Source organism: Staphylococcus sp. EG-SA-15, assembly GCF_017151895.1.
Lineage (GTDB): Bacteria > Bacillota > Bacilli > Staphylococcales > Staphylococcaceae > Staphylococcus > Staphylococcus aureus.
The window spans coordinates 1-21,110 of sequence record NZ_JACVZN010000032.1 but is presented as its reverse complement, the minus strand read 5'-3'; the positions used below and the strand labels follow the sequence as shown (position 1 = coordinate 21,110).

Sequence of the window (21,110 nt, the reverse complement as noted above, 5' to 3'; positions counted from 1 at the left end):
GGGGAGTATTCATGTCTAAAATTTTAAAATGTATCACGTTAGCCGTGGTAATGTTATTAATCGTAACTGCATGTGGCCCTAATCGTTCGAAAGAAGATATTGATAAAGCATTGAATAAAGATAATTCTAAAGACAAGCCTAACCAACTTACGATGTGGGTGGATGGCGACAAGCAAATGGCGTTTTATAAAAAAATTACGAATCAATATACTAAAAAAACCGGCATCAAAGTAAAGCTTGTAAATATTGGTCAAAATGATCAACTAGAAAATATTTCGCTAGACGCTCCTGCAGGAAAAGGTCCAGATATCTTTTTCTTAGCACATGATAATACTGGAAGTGCCTATCTACAAGGCTTAGCTGCTGAAATCAAATTATCAAAAGATGAGTTGAAAGGTTTCAATAAGCAAGCACTTAAAGCGATGAATTATGACAATAAGCAACTAGCATTGCCAGCTATCGTAGAAACAACCGCACTTTTCTATAATAAAAAATTAGTGAAAAATGCACCGCAAACGTTAGAAGAAGTTGAAGCTAATGCTGCCAAGCTAACTGATAGTAAAAAGAAACAATACGGTATGTTATTTGATGCTAAAAATTTCTATTTTAATTATCCGTTTTTATTCGGCAATGATGATTATATTTTCAAGAAAAATGGCAGTGAATATGATATTCATCAGCTAGGACTAAATTCAAAACATGTCGTCAAGAATGCTGAACGATTACAAAAATGGTACGACAAAGGGTATCTTCCTAAGGCAGCAACACATGATGTCATGATTGGTCTTTTTAAAGAAGGAAAAGTAGGACAATTTGTCACTGGACCGTGGAACATTAATGAATATCAAGAAACGTTTGGTAAAGATTTAGGAGTAACAACATTACCTACAGATGGTGGCAAACCTATGAAACCATTTCTCGGTGTACGTGGTTGGTATTTATCTGAATATAGTAAACATAAGTATTGGGCTAAAGATTTAATGCTGTATATCACTAGTAAAGATACATTACAAAAATATACAGATGAAATGAGCGAAATTACTGGACGTGTTGACGTGAAATCATCTAATCCAAATTTAAAAGTGTTTGAAAAGCAAGCACGTCATGCTGAACCGATGCCTAATATTCCTGAAATGCGACAAGTTTGGGAGCCAATGGGCAATGCAAGCATATTTATCTCAAATGGTAAGAATCCTAAACAAGCGTTAGATGAGGCGACGAATGATATAACGCAAAATATTAAGATTCTTCATCCGTCACAAAATGATAAGAAAGGAGATTAGTTATGACGAAACGTAACCCTAAATTAGCGGCATTATTATCTGTTATACCTGGTTTGGGACAGTTTTATAATAAAAGACCCATTAAAGGGACGATATTTTTTATCTTTTTCATCAGTTTTATTTCTGTATTTTATAGCTTTTTAAATATTGGTTTTTGGGGATTGTTCACATTAGGGACAGTACCTAAGTTAGACGATTCTCGTGTCTTACTTGCACAAGGTATTATTTCTATCTTACTCGTTGCTTTTGCAATCATGCTATATGTCATTAATATTTTAGATGCATATCGTAATGCTGAACGATTTAATCGCAATGAGGAAATAAAGGATCCGAAGGCACGTATGGTTGCAACATGGGACAAGACGTTCCCATACTTATTAATCTCACCAGGTACATTCTTATTGATATTTGTAGTTGTATTTCCATTAATATTTATGTTTGGAGTAGCATTTACAAATTACAATTTATACAACGCGCCTCCGAGACACACATTAGAATGGGTTGGTTTAGATAACTTTAAAACGTTATTCACAATTGGCGTTTGGCGTAAAACATTTTTCAGTGTTATTACTTGGACATTAGTATGGACGCTTGTTGCAACGACACTTCAAATTGCATTAGGGCTGTTTTTGGCAATTATTGTAAATCACCCTGTCGTCAAAGGTAAGAAATTTATCCGTACTGTGTTAATCCTACCTTGGGCTGTACCATCATTTGTGACAATTTTAATATTTGTAGCGTTATTTAATGATGAATTTGGTGCGATAAATAATGATATTTTGCAACCTTTATTAGGTGTAGCACCAGCATGGTTAAGTGATCCGTTTTGGGCAAAAGTGGCATTAATCGGCATTCAAGTATGGCTTGGATTCCCATTTGTCTTTGCACTGTTCACTGGAGTACTGCAAAGTATTTCATCAGATTGGTACGAAGCAGCAGATATGGATGGTGCGTCTAGTTGGCAAAAGTTTAGAAACATCACATTCCCGCATGTCATTTACGCCACAGCGCCATTGTTAATTATGCAATATGCAGGTAATTTCAATAATTTTAATCTTATTTATCTATTTAATAAAGGCGGTCCACCAGTGTCAGGACAGAATGCTGGTAGTACAGATATCTTGATATCTTGGGTGTATAATCTGACATTTGAGTTTAACAACTTCAACATGGGTGCAGTTGTGTCATTAATTATTGGATTTATTGTTGCTATTGTCGCATTTATTCAATTCAGACGTACAAGTACGTTTAAAGATGAGGGAGGTTTATAAGATGACAAAGAAGAAAAACATATTAAAAGCAATCGGTATTTACAGTTTTATAGCGATGATGTTTGTCATCATTTTATATCCACTACTGTGGACATTTGGCATTTCCCTTAATCCAGGTACGAACTTGTATGGTGCCAAAATGATACCAGACAATGCAACATTTAAAAATTATGCATTCTTACTATTCGATGACAGTAGTCAATACCTGACTTGGTATAAAAATACGCTTATCGTAGCATCTGCAAATGCACTGTTTAGTGTGATATTTGTCACGTTAACAGCATATGCTTTTTCTAGATATCGCTTTGTTGGTCGTAAATACGGGCTGATTACATTTTTGATTTTACAAATGTTCCCTGTATTAATGGCAATGGTCGCAATCTATATTTTGCTAAATACAATTGGATTATTAGATTCTTTATTTGGACTAACACTGGTATATATTGGTGGATCAATACCGATGAATGCCTTTTTAGTGAAAGGTTACTTCGATACGATTCCAAAAGAACTTGATGAATCTGCCAAAATTGATGGTGCAGGGCATATGCGTATTTTCTTACAAATTATGCTTCCATTAGCTAAGCCGATTTTAGCAGTTGTTGCTTTGTTCAATTTTATGGGGCCATTTATGGACTTTATATTACCTAAAATACTATTAAGAAGTCCTGAAAAATTCACATTAGCAGTTGGATTGTTCAACTTTATTAATGATAAGTATGCAAATAATTTCACAGTGTTTGCAGCAGGGGCAATTATGATTGCAGTACCTATAGCAATCGTATTCTTGTTCTTGCAACGCTATTTAGTATCAGGTTTAACAACAGGTGCGACAAAAGGTTAGTTTGAAATTAGGAGTGGGGCAGAATTGATAAAGAACCACTAATGACGATAAAGATTAAAAGGAGGACGTTATGATGACGATTAAAGTTGGAATCATTGGGTGTGGTGGTATTGCGAATGGCAAGCACATGCCAAGTTTACAAAAAGTTGAAAATGTTGAAATGATCGCATTTTGTGACGTAGACATTTCGAAAGCAGCGAGTGCGGCAGAAGCATACGGAACTGACAATGCAAAGGTTTATGATGATTACAAAGCATTGTTAAAAGATGACACGATTGATGTTATCCATGTTTGTACGCCAAATGACTCGCATTGTGAAATTACTGTAGCAGGGTTGCATGCCGGTAAACATGTGATGTGTGAAAAACCAATGGCTAAAACGACAGCAGAAGCTCAAAAAATGATAGATACAGCTAAATCAACAGGTAAAAAATTAACAATAGGTTATCAAAATCGCTTCAGACCAGATAGTCAATTTTTATATAAATCAGCGCAACGTGGCGACTTAGGAGACATTTACTTCGGAAAGGCACATGCCATTCGTCGTCGAGCAGTACCAACATGGGGTGTCTTTCTAGACGAAGAAGCTCAAGGTGGAGGACCATTAATCGATATCGGTACACACGCTTTAGATTTAACGTTATGGATGATGGATAATTATGAGCCAGAATCAGTGATGGGTTCAACATTCCATAAATTAAATAAACAGCATCATGCGGCAAACGCTTGGGGTTCATGGAATCCAGATGAATTTACAGTTGAAGATTCTGCGTTTGGATTTATTAAAATGAAGAATGGAGCGACGATCATTTTAGAATCCGCTTGGGCGATTAATTCTTTAGAAGTGGATGAGGCAAAATGTTCATTATCAGGAACTAAAGCAGGTGCTGATATGAAAGATGGTCTACGTATTCATGGTGAAGACATGGGTACACTTTATACCAAACACGTTGAATTGGAAAACAAAGGCGTCGACTTTTATGAAGGTAATGAAGTGGATGAAGCTGAAGAAGAAGCAAAAGCTTGGATTGATGCAGTTGTAAATGATACTGAACCAGTTGTGAAACCGGAACAAGCAATGGTAGTTACAAAAATTCTTGAAGCGATTTATCAGTCTGCAAAATCAGGCAAAGCAATTTACTTTGAATAACATCATACGGTAAGGAGGCACATCATGACAAAATTAAAAGTTGGTGTGATAGGTGTTGGTGGCATTGCACAAGACCGTCATATTCCAGCATTGCTGAAACTCAAAGACACAGTCTCATTAGTTGCAGTACAAGATATTAATACAGTTCAGATGATTGATGTTGCGAAGCGCTTTAATATACCTCAGGCAGTTGAGACACCTAGCGAGCTGTTTAAACTTGTTGATGCGGTGGTCATTTGTACACCCAATAAATTCCATGCTGATCTTTCTATAGAAGCATTGAACCATGGTGTCCATGTCTTATGCGAAAAGCCAATGGCAATGACGACGGAAGAGTGTGATCGCATGATTGAAGCGGCTAATAAAAATCACAAATTATTAACTATCGCTTATCATTATCGTCACACAGATGTCGCTATGACTGCTAAAAAAGCAATTGAAGCAGGTGTGGTTGGTAAACCTTTAGTAGCACGTGTACAAGCGATGCGTAGGCGTAAAGTACCTGGGTGGGGTGTTTTTACCAATAAAGCGTTGCAAGGTGGCGGTAGTTTAATCGATTATGGTTGCCACTTGTTAGACTTATCTTTGTGGCTATTAGGTAAAGATATGGTGCCGCATGAAGTGCTAGGAAAAACATATAATCAATTGAGTAAACAACCGAATCAAATTAATGATTGGGGAACATTTGATCATACTAAATTTGATGTCGATGATCATGTTACTAGTTATATGACATTTGCCAATCGAGCAAGCATGCAGTTTGAATGTTCGTGGTCTGCAAATATAAAGGAAGATAAGGTGCACGTTAGTTTATCAGGCGAAGATGGCGGTATCAATTTATTTCCATTTGAAATATATGAGCCCCGCTTTGGAACTATTTTTGAAAGCAAAGCTAATGTTGAGCATAACGAAGACATTGCTGGTGAGAGACAGGCGCGTAACTTTGTCAATGCGTGTTTAGGGATAGAAGAGATTGTGGTGAAACCGGAAGAAGCACGCAATGTAAATGCCCTTATAGAAGCGATTTATCGTAGCGATCTTGATAACAAGAGCATACAACTTTAATGATTATTATATATAATACAAAATTCTCAATATAAAAAGAAGGAGTGCTTTTCAATGAAAATAGGTGTATTTTCAGTATTATTTTACGATAAAAATTTTGAAGATATGTTAGATTATGTCGCAGAATCTGGATTGGATATGATTGAAGTTGGAACAGGTGGTAACCCAGGAGATAAATTTTGTAAGTTAGATGAGTTGTTAGAAAATGAAGACAAGCGCCAAGCATTTATGAAGTCAATCACAGACAGAGGCTTACAAATAAGTGGTTTCAGTTGTCATAACAATCCAATTTCTCCAGATCCGACAGAAGCGAAAGAAGCCGATGAAACGTTACGTAAAACAATCCGTTTAGCAAATCTATTAGACGTGCCAGTTGTTAATACATTTTCTGGCATTGCAGGATCAGATGATACCGCTAAAAAGCCTAATTGGCCTGTTACACCTTGGCCAACAGCCTACTCTGAAATTTATGATTATCAGTGGAATGAAAAGTTGATACCATATTGGCAAGATTTAGCTGAGTTTGCAAAAGAGCAAGATGTAAAAATTGCCATAGAGTTGCATGCAGGATTTTTAGTTCATACACCATATACGATGTTGAAGTTACGTGAAGCTACAAATGAATATATCGGTGCTAACTTAGATCCTAGTCATTTATGGTGGCAAGGTATTGACCCAATTGCTGCGATTCGCATATTAGGCCAAGCAAATGCAATTCATCACTTCCATGCTAAAGATACGTATATTAATCAAGAAAATGTAAATATGTATGGTCTAACTGATATGCAACCATATGGTAACGTTGCAACAAGAGCATGGACATTCCGTACAGTTGGTTATGGACATAGTCCATATGTATGGGCAGATATCATAAGTCAACTTATTATTAATGGATATGATTATGTATTAAGTATTGAACATGAAGATCCTATTATGTCAGTAGAAGAAGGTTTCCAAAAAGCTTGTCAAACTTTGAAATCTGTTAATATTTACGACAAGCCAGCAGACATGTGGTGGGCATAATACGAACGCGAGGTTAGTCTGAAGTTTGTCTGAAGTAAGACTGGTGGCAGTGTTGAATAAATGCATATGTCGCCAAGCCATTGCCAAAAATTTCACACCTTAAATCAAGTTCATTGTTTGTAAAGAAGGTGTACTTTATATAAGTATATAGCGATGGTCATACCCATTCACAGTAACAATCCGAATCATTGAAAAGAGTATATAAGCTTTTCAATAGTGAGGTATATGATAATAAAAAAGCCTGTTGTCACAATGGTCATAGACACGACATACTTTAAAGGTTTCTGAATATAATATTTCAGAACGCACTTTAAAGATGGACGTCGATGTCGACTAATGTGATGACAGGCTTTCATCTTTTTAAATATTCATTAATTTCTCTTCTTGTTTAATACGTACATATAAGAAATACGCATACGGTACTAATAAAATAGTTGTATATGTTGCGTGTGTTAATAATAATACACCGATTAATTCAGGAATGATGTTTAAGAAGTAATTTGGGTGTTTTGTAATTTTATATAATCCAGATTTAATAATAGGATGGTTAGGTAAAATGAATAATTTTAATGTCCAAATACCACCTAAAGTTTTAATAACCATAAATAACATGATATAAGCAAAGATTAATATAACTAAGCCAATACCATTTGCAAAGCTAAATGTATCTTTATTAATAAATGCCTCTACACCAGCCAATACATAAATTAAAACGTGTGTTATTGCTAAAAACTTCGAATTTTTAACGCCATATTCAACTGCACCGTCTGCTTTTAATTGTTTTGAGTGATTAATAGATATCTTTAAGCTGACAAGTCTGATACAGAAAAAGATAAGTAATATAGATAAAATCATGATGTCCTCCGTCATTATGTCATATGTATAAGCGTTGATTTTGACAACATAAAGTATTTTATAGATAAAACTTGTCAAATACTATTAACTATTTATTAATTTTAGTACATAAATATGTTTCTAAGTATGTGTTTATGTTCAGTATTTTGGATAATTTAATAATTTTAAGGATATTAAGCGCTTACACCGACGTGATATATTTGGCTTAACGAAAATGATTGAGGTGACAGAGATGAACTTTTTTGATATCCATAAGATTCCGAACAAAGGCATTCCATTATCGGTACAACGTAAATTATGGCTTAGAAACTTTATGCAAGCTTTCTTTGTAGTGTTCTTTGTTTATATGGCTATGTATTTAATTCGAAACAACTTTAAGGCGGCACAACCGTTTTTAAAAGAGGAAATTGGATTATCTACATTAGAACTTGGTTATATCGGATTAGCATTTAGTATCACGTACGGTTTAGGAAAAACATTACTTGGATATTTTGTCGATGGACGTAACACAAAACGTATTATCTCATTCTTACTTATCTTATCTGCGATTACAGTTTTAATTATGGGATTTGTGTTAAGTTACTTTGGTTCTGTAATGGGATTATTAATTGTACTTTGGGGACTTAACGGGGTGTTCCAATCAGTTGGTGGACCTGCAAGTTATTCAACGATTTCAAGATGGGCGCCAAGAACGAAACGTGGCCGATACTTAGGATTTTGGAATACATCACATAATATCGGTGGTGCCATAGCAGGTGGTGTTGCACTTTGGGGTGCTAATGTATTCTTCCATGGAAATGTTATAGGGATGTTCATTTTCCCATCGGTGATTGCATTACTTATTGGTATCGCAACATTATTTATCGGAAAAGATGATCCGGAAGAATTAGGATGGAATCGTGCTGAAGAAATTTGGGAAGAGCCGGTTGATAAAGAAAATATTGATTCTCAAGGTATGACGAAATGGGAGATCTTTAAAAAATATATCCTGGGAAATCCTGTTATATGGATTCTATGTGTTTCAAACGTCTTTGTATACATTGTACGAATCGGTATTGATAACTGGGCACCGTTATATGTGTCAGAGCATTTACACTTTAGTAAAGGCGATGCAGTTAATACGATATTCTACTTTGAAATTGGTGCTTTAGTTGCAAGTTTATTATGGGGCTACGTATCAGACTTATTAAAAGGTCGTCGTGCAATTGTAGCTATTGGCTGTATGTTTATGATTACATTTGTTGTCTTATTCTACACAAATGCTACAAGTGTCATGATGGTTAACATTTCATTGTTTGCATTAGGTGCGTTAATCTTTGGTCCGCAATTATTAATTGGTGTATCATTGACTGGTTTTGTTCCTAAAAATGCCATCAGTGTAGCAAACGGAATGACAGGTTCATTCGCGTATCTATTCGGTGACTCAATGGCGAAAGTTGGTTTGGCGGCTATTGCTGATCCAACACGTAACGGTTTAAACATCTTTGGATATACATTAAGTGGATGGACAGATGTTTTCATCGTCTTCTATGTTGCATTATTCCTAGGCATGATTCTATTAGGAATCGTTGCTTTCTATGAAGAAAAGAAAATTAGAAGTTTAAAAATTTAATATAAATCGGATTAAAAGTATCGCCAATCTATTGCAATATAGTTGGCAATCCTGCCCCGACGGCATGTGCGTGAAGAGATGAAAGATACTGCTTCTACCCTTGCAAATATATCATCTCTATGTCTCGGGGCAGATCATAATTCCCTGTTATGAAGTATCCTTATTTGCCCGACTTAGGGTGACTCAATGAATTTACTCCTTACAATAAAGACATATAGCGGTGTCAATATTGTAGGGAGTATTGTTTTATATTTAAACTCTCTAAAAAGCGGACTGAAAGAAAAGTGAAAACTTCTCTATCAGTCCGCTTTTTCATAGAACAAAATGTAGGCGCCATAATCATTAGTTATTTGCTAATCTATTTTGCTTGCTTACAATAATCACTTGGCGACATTTGTAAATATTTTTTAAAATGATAGCTAAACATTTTATACTCTGAAAAGCCTACTTTGTCTGCAATTTCATAGTGTTTGTAATGTCGATCTAACAATTGCAGAGATTGTAAAATACGATAGCGATTTAAATAATCGACAATTGTAATACCAACATGATCTTTAAATGTTCGCATCGCATACGATTCACTAACATCGATATGTTGAATTAAATCTGAAACAGTCACTTTCGTTTGATAAGATTGCTTAATTTGATCAACAATCTGGTTTACATAATAATCATCGTATTCTACTTTTAATAGTGGTTGGAAGGCATCATGACAAGATGCTAAGCTACGGCCGTTCTGTGATTGTTGCTCTAATAAGGTACGGACAAGTCTTCCTAAAATAACTTCTAATTGTGCATGGTCTACTGGTTTTAATAAATAATCAAGAACATGATGTTGAATGCCGGCTTTCATATATTCAAAGTCATCGTAACTCGATAATATGATGACATTACAATCTAGATGCGCAATATCATTGAGTAAATCGACGCCATTTTTACGTGGCATACGAATATCAGTAATTACTAATTCTGGCTGATGTTGTTGAATTAGTGATAATGCTTCAACACCATCTTTAGCAGTGTATATTGTATTGAAATGATAGTCTCCCCAAGGAATGATTTGCTTTAATCCTTCTCGAATAATTCGTTCATCATCACAAATAACTACCTTAAACATCTACATTCCCCCTTGAAAGTGGTATTTTATAACAAATTAACGTACCTTGATTACGCTTTGAAAAAATATGAAGTCGTGCATGTGAACCATATTGAATCATTGCTTTATTGTGTAAATGATTTAATCCCAAATGCTTAGTATCAAATACATCATTATTAAGAGATTGGCGTACATATTGCAGGCGAGATGACGACATCCCGATACCATTGTCGCAAACTAAAACATGTAAATTCTGACGTGCCAATGTCAGGCGTATAGTAATGTCCAATGACTCAGTATCTCTACCATGTTTAATAGCATTTTCTATGAGTGGCTGAAGCATCATTTTACCAATTGTCTGGTGACGCGCTTCTTCAGAACTTTCGATATGGAGCTTAATCATGTCATCAAAACGGATGTTTTGTATCGCAACATACTGTTCAATGTAGTTCAACTCTTCGTTTAATTCCACTGTATGTGAGTTTGTACGTAATGAGTAACGTAACATTTGCGATAATTGTTGGACCACAGTTTGTGCTAATTTAGGAGATAACGTAATTAAATATTGTATTGTTTGCATCGTATTGAATAGGAAATGAGGTTGGAATTGGCGCTCTATTTCCTTTAACTGAATATCACGCAAGCGACGTTCTGTATGCTCGATAGAATGGATTAGTTGCTCATTTGATTCAAATAAATCGTAAATATAATTATTAATTTCTTCTAGTTCACTGTTGTTTTTTAAAGGCGTATATGTACCTAGATGACGATTTTTGGCATAGTAAATTTTTTGAATAATCGTTTCGATATCTTTTGTTTGTCGTTTAGCCATATTATCTGCGCTAATGAAACCAAATATTACTAGTAAAACAAGAACTACGGCCATAACAATTAACAACGTGATACCATCTTCAATGTTTTCATGTATATCTTTATAAATAATGAGACGATGGTCAGCATGGTTTAATTTTACAGATTCATTCATAAATCCGAATTGTTGCGGTCTATACTTTTCACCTATAGTAAAACGGTCATCGTTGGCGTATAAAATATTGTCATATTGATCAACGATAAGTGCGAATTGTCGGCTATCTTTCTTAATTTCACTTAAACGTGGGGTGTTAGCCATATAAATTTTAAGCATATATGTACTATTATTGAATTTAAGCTGATGCGTTGAAAATAAATACATATTTTTAGTGTTTAAATGTTCATAATTATTGGTTATAAACTGATTTGGTCCAGATAATTCATAATAAAGTGTTGCGGGCTGTTGGTGTATTAATTTTAATAATTCACGTTTTGTAGCGGTAACATCATGATGATTTGTTAAATCGAGCTCTTGAAACGAATTATTATGCTGTGTAATAAATGTCTGAATCTGCTTTTCAGTGTGATGTAAAGATGACTGACTTTCATCAACATGTTGATGAATCGTACGATGCTCAATCCAAATATAGATGGCATAGAAGCTTACTAGTCCAATAATAATGACTAAAAATACTGGAAAAATAGTAGACGCAAATAACGATCGTCTCAATTGATGTCTATAAGGTTTGTATGCCGTCATTGAATCATCTCCAAAAATTTATGATGTGGAATGTCCGGTAATTTAGATTTCGGTATTAAAGGTATGTTCTTAAGATTTTCGATAGACTGATCGCTTTGTTCACTAACATCCTTTCGAATTGACTTGGCATCGAACTCTGCAACTAATCGTTGTTGTACTGAGCGGCTTGTTAAATATTGCACTAACTTTTTACGCTTAGGATGAGGGTGTGCATTTTTAACTAAAGCAATACCATCAACATTTAACATTGTTCCTTCAATTGGATAAACGATTGATACAGGATAACCTTTGTTTTTCCATGTGCGTGCATCTTGTTCGTAGCTTAGACCTGCGTAATATTTACCTTTTGCAACATCTTCAATGACTTTAGACGTCTTTGACAGTTGCATCGCATGGTTTTGGAATTGATGCACATCACTTACTCGATGATGCATGCTATAAATAGCGCGCATATGTTGATAGCCTGTCGTTGTTGTATTTGGATTTGAGTACGCAATTTTACCTTTAAGTATAGGTTGTAATAAATCTTGATAACCTCGAATCTTAATATCTCCTTGTAAATCTGAATTCACTACTATAACTGTTGGCATTAATAGAAAACTAGTAACATATTTATTGTTCGAGCGATAATCCTCTAATTGCTGTGTTACAGATGTATCTTGATAGGGAACAAAATCTTCTGGATGATCAATTGTTTCTGATAACACACCACCCATAAAGACGTCACCACGCTCCGAAAAATCTTCGTTATGCAAGTTTGAAAGCAGTACTTGAGTAGATCCATGTTTGATTTCAATTTTGACATGCTCTTGTTTTTCAAATTCATTTAAAATTGGACGAATCAAGTTTGATTGATACGGAGAATAAACTGTTAATACATTTTTATCTGATTCAGAGTGACGCGTATTAGCGCATGCTGATAAAAAAATGAGAAATAATAGCAAGATATAAATTTTTGATTTCATGATATCCCATCAATTCTATGTATATTTTAATACAATAATTTTAGCAATAAATGACGCATAAGTAATGTTAAATATTTAGAAATGTTTAAAGATGACTTGTTAAGACGTTGCAAATGTTGTGATAGCACATAATTTTTGTTTGTCAAGATGACTTACCGAGGTTGTAAAATCAAACTGTTATATTTTATTTGTAGCTGTTATATAAAAATTGGCAAGATATTGAACGGTTCAAAAGTATATTTTTACGTCAATAAAAGTATTTAATCCAGTCTCTTCATATATAAAAGTAAATCTTTCTAAGTGTTGATTTAACGCTTATCAACAATCATTTTTTATAAACAAATATATACTCCTAAATTAACTTTTAAAGCAATGAAAATAGTGAACATTATAACTGTTGTGTAACAGAATGCAATTAGCATATTACTGTTACACAAATTAGTACAGTTTCTATGTTTTGACATACATTTGATGAAAATTGTACATAATTTATGTGAAAAAAATCACAACAAACATGCTACAATGACTATGAAAACGTTAACATAGCATTTCAAATTCACAACATTATACAGATGGAGGCGTTTAGTATGTTAGAAACAAATAAAAATCATGCAACAGCTTGGCAAGGATTTAAAAATGGAAGATGGAACAGACACGTAGATGTAAGAGAGTTTATCCAATTAAACTACACTCTTTATGAAGGTAATGATTCATTTTTAGCAGGACCAACAGAAGCAACTTCTAAACTTTGGGAACAAGTAATGCAGTTATCGAAAGAAGAACGTGAACGTGGCGGCATGTGGGATATGGACACGAAAGTAGCTTCAACAATCACATCTCATGATGCTGGTTATTTAGACAAAGATTTAGAAACAATTGTAGGTGTACAAACTGAAAAGCCATTCAAACGTTCAATGCAACCATTCGGTGGTATTCGTATGGCGAAAGCAGCTTGTGAAGCTTACGGTTACGAATTAGACGAAGAAACTGAAAAAATCTTTACAGATTATCGTAAAACACATAACCAAGGTGTATTCGATGCATATTCTAGAGAAATGTTGAACTGCCGTAAAGCAGGTGTAATCACTGGTTTACCTGATGCATACGGACGTGGACGTATTATCGGTGACTATCGTCGTGTAGCTTTATATGGTGTAGATTTCTTAATGGAAGAAAAAATGCACGACTTCAACACGATGTCTACAGAAATGTCAGAAGATGTAATTCGTTTACGTGAAGAATTATCAGAACAATATCGTGCATTAAAAGAATTAAAAGAACTTGGACAAAAATATGGTTTCGATTTAAGCCGTCCAGCAGAAAACTTCAAAGAAGCAGTTCAATGGTTATACTTAGCATACCTTGCTGCAATTAAAGAACAAAACGGTGCAGCAATGAGTTTAGGTCGTACATCAACATTCTTAGATATCTATGCTGAACGTGACCTTAAAGCAGGCGTTATTACTGAAAGCGAAGTTCAAGAAATTATTGACCACTTCATCATGAAATTACGTATTGTTAAATTTGCTCGTACACCTGATTACAATGAATTATTCTCTGGAGACCCAACTTGGGTAACTGAATCTATCGGTGGTGTAGGTATTGACGGACGTCCACTTGTTACGAAAAACTCATTCCGTTTCTTACACTCATTAGATAACTTAGGTCCAGCACCAGAACCAAACTTAACAGTATTATGGTCAGTACGTTTACCTGACAACTTCAAAACATACTGTGCAAAAATGAGTATTAAAACAAGTTCTATTCAATATGAAAATGATGACATTATGCGTGAAAGCTATGGCGATGACTATGGTATCGCATGTTGTGTATCAGCGATGACAATTGGTAAACAAATGCAATTCTTCGGTGCACGTGCGAACTTAGCTAAAACATTACTTTACGCTATCAATGGTGGTAAAGATGAAAAATCTGGTGCACAAGTTGGTCCAAACTTCGAAGGTATTAACAGCGAAGTATTAGAATATGACGAAGTATTCAAGAAATTTGATCAAATGATGGATTGGCTAGCAGGTGTTTACATTAACTCATTAAATGTTATTCACTACATGCACGATAAATACAGCTATGAACGTATTGAAATGGCATTACATGATACAGAAATTGTACGTACAATGGCAACAGGTATCGCTGGTTTATCAGTAGCAGCTGACTCATTATCTGCAATTAAATATGCACAAGTTAAACCAATTCGTAACGAAGAAGGTCTTGTAGTAGACTTTGAAATCGAAGGCGACTTCCCTAAATACGGTAACAATGACGACCGTGTAGATGATATCGCAGTTGATTTAGTAGAACGCTTCATGACTAAATTACGTAGTCATAAAACATATCGTGATTCAGAACATACAATGAGTGTATTAACAATTACTTCAAACGTTGTATACGGTAAGAAAACTGGTAACACACCAGACGGACGTAAAGCTGGCGAACCATTTGCACCAGGTGCAAACCCAATGCATGGCCGTGACCAAAAAGGTGCATTATCTTCATTAAGTTCTGTAGCTAAGATCCCTTACGATTGCTGTAAAGATGGTATTTCAAATACATTCAGTATCGTACCAAAATCATTAGGTAAAGAACCAGAAGATCAAAACCGTAACTTAACTAGTATGTTAGATGGTTACGCAATGCAATGTGGTCACCACTTAAATATTAACGTATTTAACCGTGAAACATTAATAGATGCAATGGAACATCCAGAAGAATATCCACAGTTAACAATCCGTGTATCTGGTTACGCTGTTAACTTCATTAAATTAACACGTGAACAACAATTAGATGTAATTTCTCGTACATTCCATGAAAGTATGTAACAAAATTTAAGGTGGGAGCACTATGCTTAAGGGACACTTACATTCTGTCGAAAGTTTAGGTACTGTCGATGGACCGGGATTAAGATATATATTATTTACACAAGGATGCTTACTTAGATGCTTGTATTGCCATAATCCAGATACTTGGAAAATTAGTGAGCCATCAAGAGAAGTCACAGTTGATGAAATGGTGAATGAAATATTACCATACAAACCATACTTTGATGCATCGGGTGGCGGTGTAACAGTCAGTGGTGGCGAACCATTGTTACAAATGCCATTCTTAGAAAAATTATTTGCAGAATTAAAAGAAAATGGTGTGCACACTTGCTTAGACACATCGGCTGGATGTGCTAATGATACAAAAGCATTTCAAAGGCATTTTGAAGAATTACAAAAACATACAGACTTGATATTATTAGATATAAAACATATTGATAATGACAAACATATTAGATTGACAGGAAAGCCTAATACACACATCCTTAACTTCGCGCGCAAACTGTCAGATATGAAACAACCTGTATGGATTCGACATGTCCTTGTGCCTGGTTATTCTGATGATAAAGACGATTTAATTAAACTAGGGGAATTTATTAATTCTCTTGATAACGTCGAAAAGTTTGAAATTCTGCCATATCATCAGTTAGGTGTTCATAAGTGGAAAACATTGGGCATTGCATATGAATTAGAAGATGTCGAAGCGCCCGATGATGAAGCTGTTAAAGCAGCCTACCGTTATGTTAACTTCAAAGGGAAAATTCCCGTTGAATTATAAATACAATTCAGACCGAAAAGAAAGCATATGCAACTTCAAGAGTGAAGGGGCATATGCTTCTTTTTCAATTGAGTATTGAGTATTAGCAAGACGTAGTAGGTATATGAGACAACTTCTACAATGGTTGAAGGAAGACGTTTTTGTAAGTAGCTATGCTGATAAAGAATGTGATGTCTTGTTAAAGGTGAGGTTCCAATATCATCGAATGGGTTATTATTTGCTACTTGCATATGAATATGAGTCTTTTCAAATTTTTATTGACCCTGAGTAATGAAAAATATTAAGATGAAACTTAATATTAAAGCAATGCGGAGCGTGATTATGAAGAGAATTAGTAAAGATATATGGGCAGTATTTAAATTACTGTATCAAAATAAAGGGCGTTTTAGCATTAATGCCTTACTATTGCAGTTAATCATGATTTTTATTAGTAGTACATACTTAATTTTACTATTTAATATGATGTTAAAAGTAGCTGGGCAAAGCCAACTTACGATTAACAATTGGACGGAAATCATAAGTCATCCTGCCAGTGTGATACTTCTTATTATATTCATATTAAGTGTTGCTTTTCTGATTTATGTAGAGTTTTCATTGTTAGTTTATATGGTTTATGCCGGCTTTGATCGACAGATTATTACATTTAAATCCATTTTTAAAAATGCCTTTGTAAATGTGCGTAAACTCATAGGTGTACCAGTTATTTTCTTTGTCATTTATTTAATGTTAATGATACCCATTGCCAACCTAGGACTAAGTTCAGTATTAACAAAAAATATTTACATACCTAAATTTTTAACGGAAGAACTTATGAAAACGACGAAAGGTATAATCATTTACGGTACCTTTATGATTGCTGTATTTATATTAAACTTTAAATTAATATTTACGTTACCGTTAACGATTTTAAACCGCCAGTCGTTATTTAAAAATATGAGACTAAGTTGGCAAATTACGAAGCGAAATAAGTTTCGACTTGTTATAGAAATAGTTATATTGGAACTCATCATTGGTGCGATTTTAACATTAATTATTTCAGGAGCAACATATCTTGCTATTTGTGTAGATGAAGAAGGAGATAAGTTTTTAGTCTCATCAATTTTATTTGTTGTATTGAAAAGCGCATTGTTCTTCTATTATTTATTTACGAAATTATCATTAATCAGTGTGTTAGTACTGCACTTAAAACAAGAGAATGTATTAGACCAACCGGGCTTAGAATTTAAATACCCAAAACCGAAACGGAAGTCTAGGTTCTTTATAATTTCAATGGTGCTTGCAGTGACATGTTTTATCGGTTATAACATGTACTTACTTTACAATAATACTATCAATACAAATATCTCCATTATTGGCCATCGTGGTTTCGAAGATAAAGGCGTTGAAAATTCTATTCCGTCATTGAAAGCTGCTGCAAAAGCGAATGTCGAATACGTTGAGTTAGATACAATTATGACGAAAGATAAACAATTTGTTGTTAGTCATGATAACAATTTGAAACGTTTAACAGGTGTTAATAAAAATATTTCTGAATCTAATTTCAAAGATGTCGTCGGTTTGAAAATGCGTCAAAATGGACATGAAGCAAAACTTGTATCCTTAGACGAATTTATTGAAACGGCTAAACAATCAAATGTGAAGCTACTAGTAGAGTTAAAGCCACATGGTAAAGAACCAGCAGATTATACACAACGTGTTATTGATATTTTGAAAAAGCATGGTGTTGAACATCAATATCGTGTGATGTCTTTGGATTATGATGTGATGACTAAGTTGAAAAAAGAAGCGCCATATCTCAAGTGTGGTTATATCATTCCGTTGCAGTTTGGTCATTTTAAAGAAACATCATTAGATTTCTTTGTCATCGAAGATTTTTCTTATTCGCCAAGACTTGTTAATCAAGCGCACTTGGAAAATAAAGAAGTCTATACTTGGACCATTAACGGCGAAGAAGATTTAACGAAATACTTACAAACCAATGTTGATGGTATTATCACAGATGACCCAGCATTAGCTGATCAGATTAAAGAAGAAAAGAAAGACGAAACATACTTCGATCGTTCTATAAGAATTTTGTTTGAATAATATAAACAAAGACCTCTAAAGTTATCAAGATGATACCTTCAGAGGTCTTTTTAATGTTGCCATCTATGGGATAGGCAATCGTTTCATTCGTTTATATTCATATGACAAGTATTTGTATGGCAATTTGGCGTCACAAACACTTACATGATTTATTGGTGAATTATTAATTGTTTTGTGAATGCAAAGGGTTAGAAATTGAATTGTAAATACTTTCTAATCTTTGTTTCGCTTTAGTCATTTGATCCAAATTTTTAGTGCGTATAGCGGATTTTGCAATATAGTGCGCAGCTAAAATATCGCGTTTTTGAAACGCATCTAAATTTAGGTACGATAATTTATTTAAGTCAGTGTTTGCTATTAATTCATGTAATTGATCTACAAGCGCTTGATGTTGATACGTATGTGATGTAGTTTCAGGTTTGCTTGCTAATTTAATACCAGTCGTATCAAGGAGCGCCGCTTTAATACCAGCAACTAAATATGTTTTGATTTTCATTTGTGTTGTCATGCTTTGTTACTCCTTTGATGTACATTAATCAAAAAAATTATACACTATTGTATATTGCAAAGCTAATTAACTATAACAAAAAGATAGTTAATGCTTTGTTTATTCTAGTTAATATATAGTTAATGTCTTTTAATATTTTGTTTCTTTAATGTAGATTGGGCAATTACATTTTGGAGGAATTAAAAAAATATGAAAAAGCAAATAATTTCGCTAGGCGCATTAGCAGTTGCATCTAGCTTATTTACATGGGATAACAAAGCAGATGCGATAGTAACAAAGGATTATAATGGGAAATCACAAGTTAAAAAAGAGAGTAAAAATGGGACATTAATAGATAGCAGATATTATTGGGAAAAAATAGAAGCTCTAGAAAAGCAGTTTTCAAGTGCATTGGCATTAACAGATGAGTATCAATATGGTGGTAATGAATATAAAGAGGCAAAAGATAAATTAATGGAAAGGATATTAGGAGAAGATCAATATTTATTAAAGAAAAAAATAGATGAATACGATTATTATAAAAAATGGTATAAAGCAACTTACCCAAACGATAATTCAAAAATGTATTCATTTCATAAGTATAATGTTTACTATTTAACAATGAATGAATATAATGAAATCTCAAATTCATTAAAAGACGCTGTGGAAAAATTTAATAATGAAGTAAGAGATATTCAATCTAAAAATGAAGACTTAAAGCCTTATGACGAAAATACTGAAAAACAAGAAACTGATAAAATATATGAATTTGTTAGTGAAATAGATACAGTTTTTGCAGCGTATTATAGTCATGAAAAATTTGGTATACATGCTAAAGAATTACGAGCAAAATTAGACATAATACTAGGTGACGTGCATAACCCGAATAGAATCACTAATGAACGTATAAAAAAAGAAATGATGGAAGACTTAAATTCAATAGTCGATGATTTCTTTATGGAAACAAATCAGAATAGACCTACAACAATAAAGAAATATGACCCCAATATTCATGATTATACAAAGAAAAAAGAGAATAAAGAAAATTTTGATAAGTTAGTTAAAGAAACAAGAGAAGCGGTTGCAAATGCAGATGCATCTTGGAAAAAGAAAACTGTCAAAAAATACGGAGAAACTGAAACAAAATCGCCAGTAGTAAAAGAAGAGAAGAAAGTTGAAGAACCTCAAGCACCTCAAGCACCTCAAGCACCTAAAGTTGATAACCAACAAGAGGTTAAAACTACGGCTGGTAAAGCTGAAGAAACAACACAACCAGTTGCACAACCTCTAGTTAAGATTCCAGAAGGTACAATTCAAGGTGTAACTGTAGAAGGGCCAAAATACCCAACGATGGAACAGCACACAATCTATGGTGAAATTGTAAAAGGTCCGGAATATCCAACGATGGAAAATAAAACGTTACAAGGTGAAATCGTTCAAGGTCCAGATTTTCTAACAATGGAACAAAACAGACCATCTTTAAGTGACAATTATACACAACCATCTGTGACTTTACCGTCAATTACAGGTGAAAGTACACCAACGAACCCTATTTTAGAAGGTCTTGAAGGTAGCTCATCTAAACTTGAAATAAAACCACAAGGTACTGAATCAACGTTGAAAGGTACTCAAGGAGAATCAAGTGATATTGAAGTTAAACCTCAAGCAACTGAAACAACAGAAGCTTCTCAATATGGTCCGAGACCGCAATTTAACAAAACACCAAAGTATGTGAAATATAGAGATGCTGGTACAGGTATCCGTGAATACAACGATGGAACATTTGGATATGAAGCGAGACCAAGATTCAACAAGCCAAGTGAAACAAATGCATACAACGTAACGACAAATCAAGATGGCACAGTAACATATGGCGCTCGCCCAACACAAAACAAGCCAAGCAAAACAAATGCATACAACGTAACAACACATGCAAATGGTCAAGTATCATATGGCGCTCGCCCGACACAAAAAAAGCCAAGCAAAACAAATGCATACAACGTAACAACACATGCAAATGGTCAAGTATCATATGGCGCTCGCCCGACACAAAAAAAGCCAAGCGAAACAAATGCATACAACGTAACAACACATGCAAATGGTCAAGTATCATATGGCGCTCGCCCGACACAAAAAAAGCCAAGCGAAACAAACGCATATAACGTAACAACACATGCAGATGGTACTGCGAC

The 21,110-nt window shown here is 34.3% G+C and carries 16 protein-coding genes; 11 read left to right on the top strand and 5 right to left on the bottom strand.

Features of this window, described 5'->3' with window-relative positions:
• The first annotated feature begins 11 nt into the window (after positions 1 to 11).
• The 6 genes from IDG64_RS11890 to IDG64_RS11865 all read left to right on the top strand — a co-directional run bounded on the left by IDG64_RS11890 (position 12) and on the right by IDG64_RS11865 (position 6,633).
• Positions 12 to 1,283: a maltodextrin ABC transporter substrate-binding protein gene (locus tag IDG64_RS11890; protein WP_000034965.1), complete on the top strand. Its 1,272-nt coding sequence runs from the start codon at positions 12 to 14 to the stop codon at positions 1,281 to 1,283.
• A gap of 2 nt (positions 1,284 to 1,285) precedes the next feature.
• The gene (locus tag IDG64_RS11885; protein WP_000166892.1) at positions 1,286 to 2,554 is read left to right on the top strand and encodes a sugar ABC transporter permease; all 1,269 of its coding nucleotides are present in this window, start codon (positions 1,286 to 1,288) and stop codon (positions 2,552 to 2,554) included.
• A gap of 1 nt (position 2,555) precedes the next feature.
• Positions 2,556 to 3,395 carry a sugar ABC transporter permease gene (locus IDG64_RS11880; RefSeq protein ID WP_000162661.1) on the top strand — a complete coding sequence of 280 codons (840 nt, stop codon included), beginning with the start codon at positions 2,556 to 2,558 and terminating at the stop codon, positions 3,393 to 3,395.
• A 73-nt stretch (positions 3,396 to 3,468) separates the two neighbouring features.
• The gene (locus IDG64_RS11875; RefSeq protein WP_000153482.1) at positions 3,469 to 4,545 is read left to right on the top strand and encodes a Gfo/Idh/MocA family protein; all 1,077 of its coding nucleotides are present in this window, start codon (positions 3,469 to 3,471) and stop codon (positions 4,543 to 4,545) included.
• Between the two features lie 24 nt (positions 4,546 to 4,569).
• Positions 4,570 to 5,610, top strand: a complete 1,041-nt coding sequence (locus IDG64_RS11870; protein WP_000163819.1) for a Gfo/Idh/MocA family protein — start codon at positions 4,570 to 4,572, stop codon at positions 5,608 to 5,610.
• A gap of 54 nt (positions 5,611 to 5,664) precedes the next feature.
• The gene (locus tag IDG64_RS11865; RefSeq protein ID WP_000690411.1) at positions 5,665 to 6,633 is read left to right on the top strand and encodes a sugar phosphate isomerase/epimerase family protein; all 969 of its coding nucleotides are present in this window, start codon (positions 5,665 to 5,667) and stop codon (positions 6,631 to 6,633) included.
• Positions 6,634 to 6,993: 360 nt separating this feature from the next.
• Here the strand turns inward: IDG64_RS11865 and IDG64_RS11860 are convergent, their stop codons facing one another.
• Positions 6,994 to 7,488, bottom strand: coding sequence for an isoprenylcysteine carboxyl methyltransferase family protein (locus IDG64_RS11860; RefSeq protein ID WP_000603755.1), 495 nt, complete (start codon positions 7,486 to 7,488; stop codon positions 6,994 to 6,996).
• Positions 7,489 to 7,720: 232 nt separating this feature from the next.
• Here IDG64_RS11860 and uhpT point away from each other — a divergent pair, with 232 nt between their 5' ends.
• Entirely contained in the window at positions 7,721 to 9,100 is a 1,380-nt protein-coding gene (gene uhpT / locus IDG64_RS11855; protein ID WP_001008722.1) for a hexose-6-phosphate:phosphate antiporter, read from the top strand.
• Between the two features lie 358 nt (positions 9,101 to 9,458).
• Here the strand turns inward: uhpT and IDG64_RS11850 are convergent, their stop codons facing one another.
• Genes IDG64_RS11850 through IDG64_RS11840 form a run of 3 tightly spaced genes read right to left on the bottom strand, consistent with a single transcriptional unit; the run spans position 9,459 to position 12,731 of the window.
• Positions 9,459 to 10,217, bottom strand: a complete 759-nt coding sequence (locus tag IDG64_RS11850) for a response regulator transcription factor (protein WP_000477521.1) — start codon at positions 10,215 to 10,217, stop codon at positions 9,459 to 9,461.
• Positions 10,210 to 11,766 (bottom strand): sensor histidine kinase, encoded by a 1,557-nt coding sequence (locus tag IDG64_RS11845; RefSeq protein ID WP_000127990.1) that lies wholly within the window; start codon positions 11,764 to 11,766, stop codon positions 10,210 to 10,212. The genes IDG64_RS11850 and IDG64_RS11845 overlap by 8 nt, the downstream gene beginning before the upstream one ends.
• A complete protein-coding gene (locus IDG64_RS11840; protein ID WP_000837105.1) occupies positions 11,763 to 12,731 on the bottom strand; it encodes an ABC transporter substrate-binding protein in 969 nt (322 codons plus the stop codon). Before IDG64_RS11840 ends, IDG64_RS11845 begins: the two co-directional genes overlap by 4 nt.
• Before the next feature lie 587 nt (positions 12,732 to 13,318).
• Here IDG64_RS11840 and pflB point away from each other — a divergent pair.
• The 3 genes from pflB (at position 13,319) to IDG64_RS11825 (ending at position 18,431) form a co-directional block, all read left to right on the top strand.
• A complete protein-coding gene (pflB, locus tag IDG64_RS11835) occupies positions 13,319 to 15,568 on the top strand; it encodes a formate C-acetyltransferase (RefSeq protein WP_000894660.1) in 2,250 nt (749 codons plus the stop codon).
• A 22-nt stretch (positions 15,569 to 15,590) separates the two neighbouring features.
• Entirely contained in the window at positions 15,591 to 16,346 is a 756-nt protein-coding gene (gene pflA / locus IDG64_RS11830) for a pyruvate formate-lyase-activating protein (RefSeq protein ID WP_000911657.1), read from the top strand.
• A 321-nt stretch (positions 16,347 to 16,667) separates the two neighbouring features.
• Entirely contained in the window at positions 16,668 to 18,431 is a 1,764-nt protein-coding gene (locus tag IDG64_RS11825; RefSeq protein ID WP_000822605.1) for a glycerophosphoryl diester phosphodiesterase membrane domain-containing protein, read from the top strand.
• A gap of 163 nt (positions 18,432 to 18,594) precedes the next feature.
• Here IDG64_RS11825 and IDG64_RS11820 read toward each other — a convergent pair whose 3' ends face one another.
• Positions 18,595 to 18,939 carry a complement inhibitor SCIN gene (locus IDG64_RS11820; RefSeq protein WP_000211592.1) on the bottom strand — a complete coding sequence of 115 codons (345 nt, stop codon included), beginning with the start codon at positions 18,937 to 18,939 and terminating at the stop codon, positions 18,595 to 18,597.
• Positions 18,940 to 19,128: 189 nt separating this feature from the next.
• Between IDG64_RS11820 and coa the strand changes: the two genes are divergently transcribed.
• The coding region (coa, locus tag IDG64_RS15590; protein WP_206171327.1) for a staphylocoagulase at positions 19,129 to 21,110 on the top strand (1,982 nt) is incomplete at its 3' end.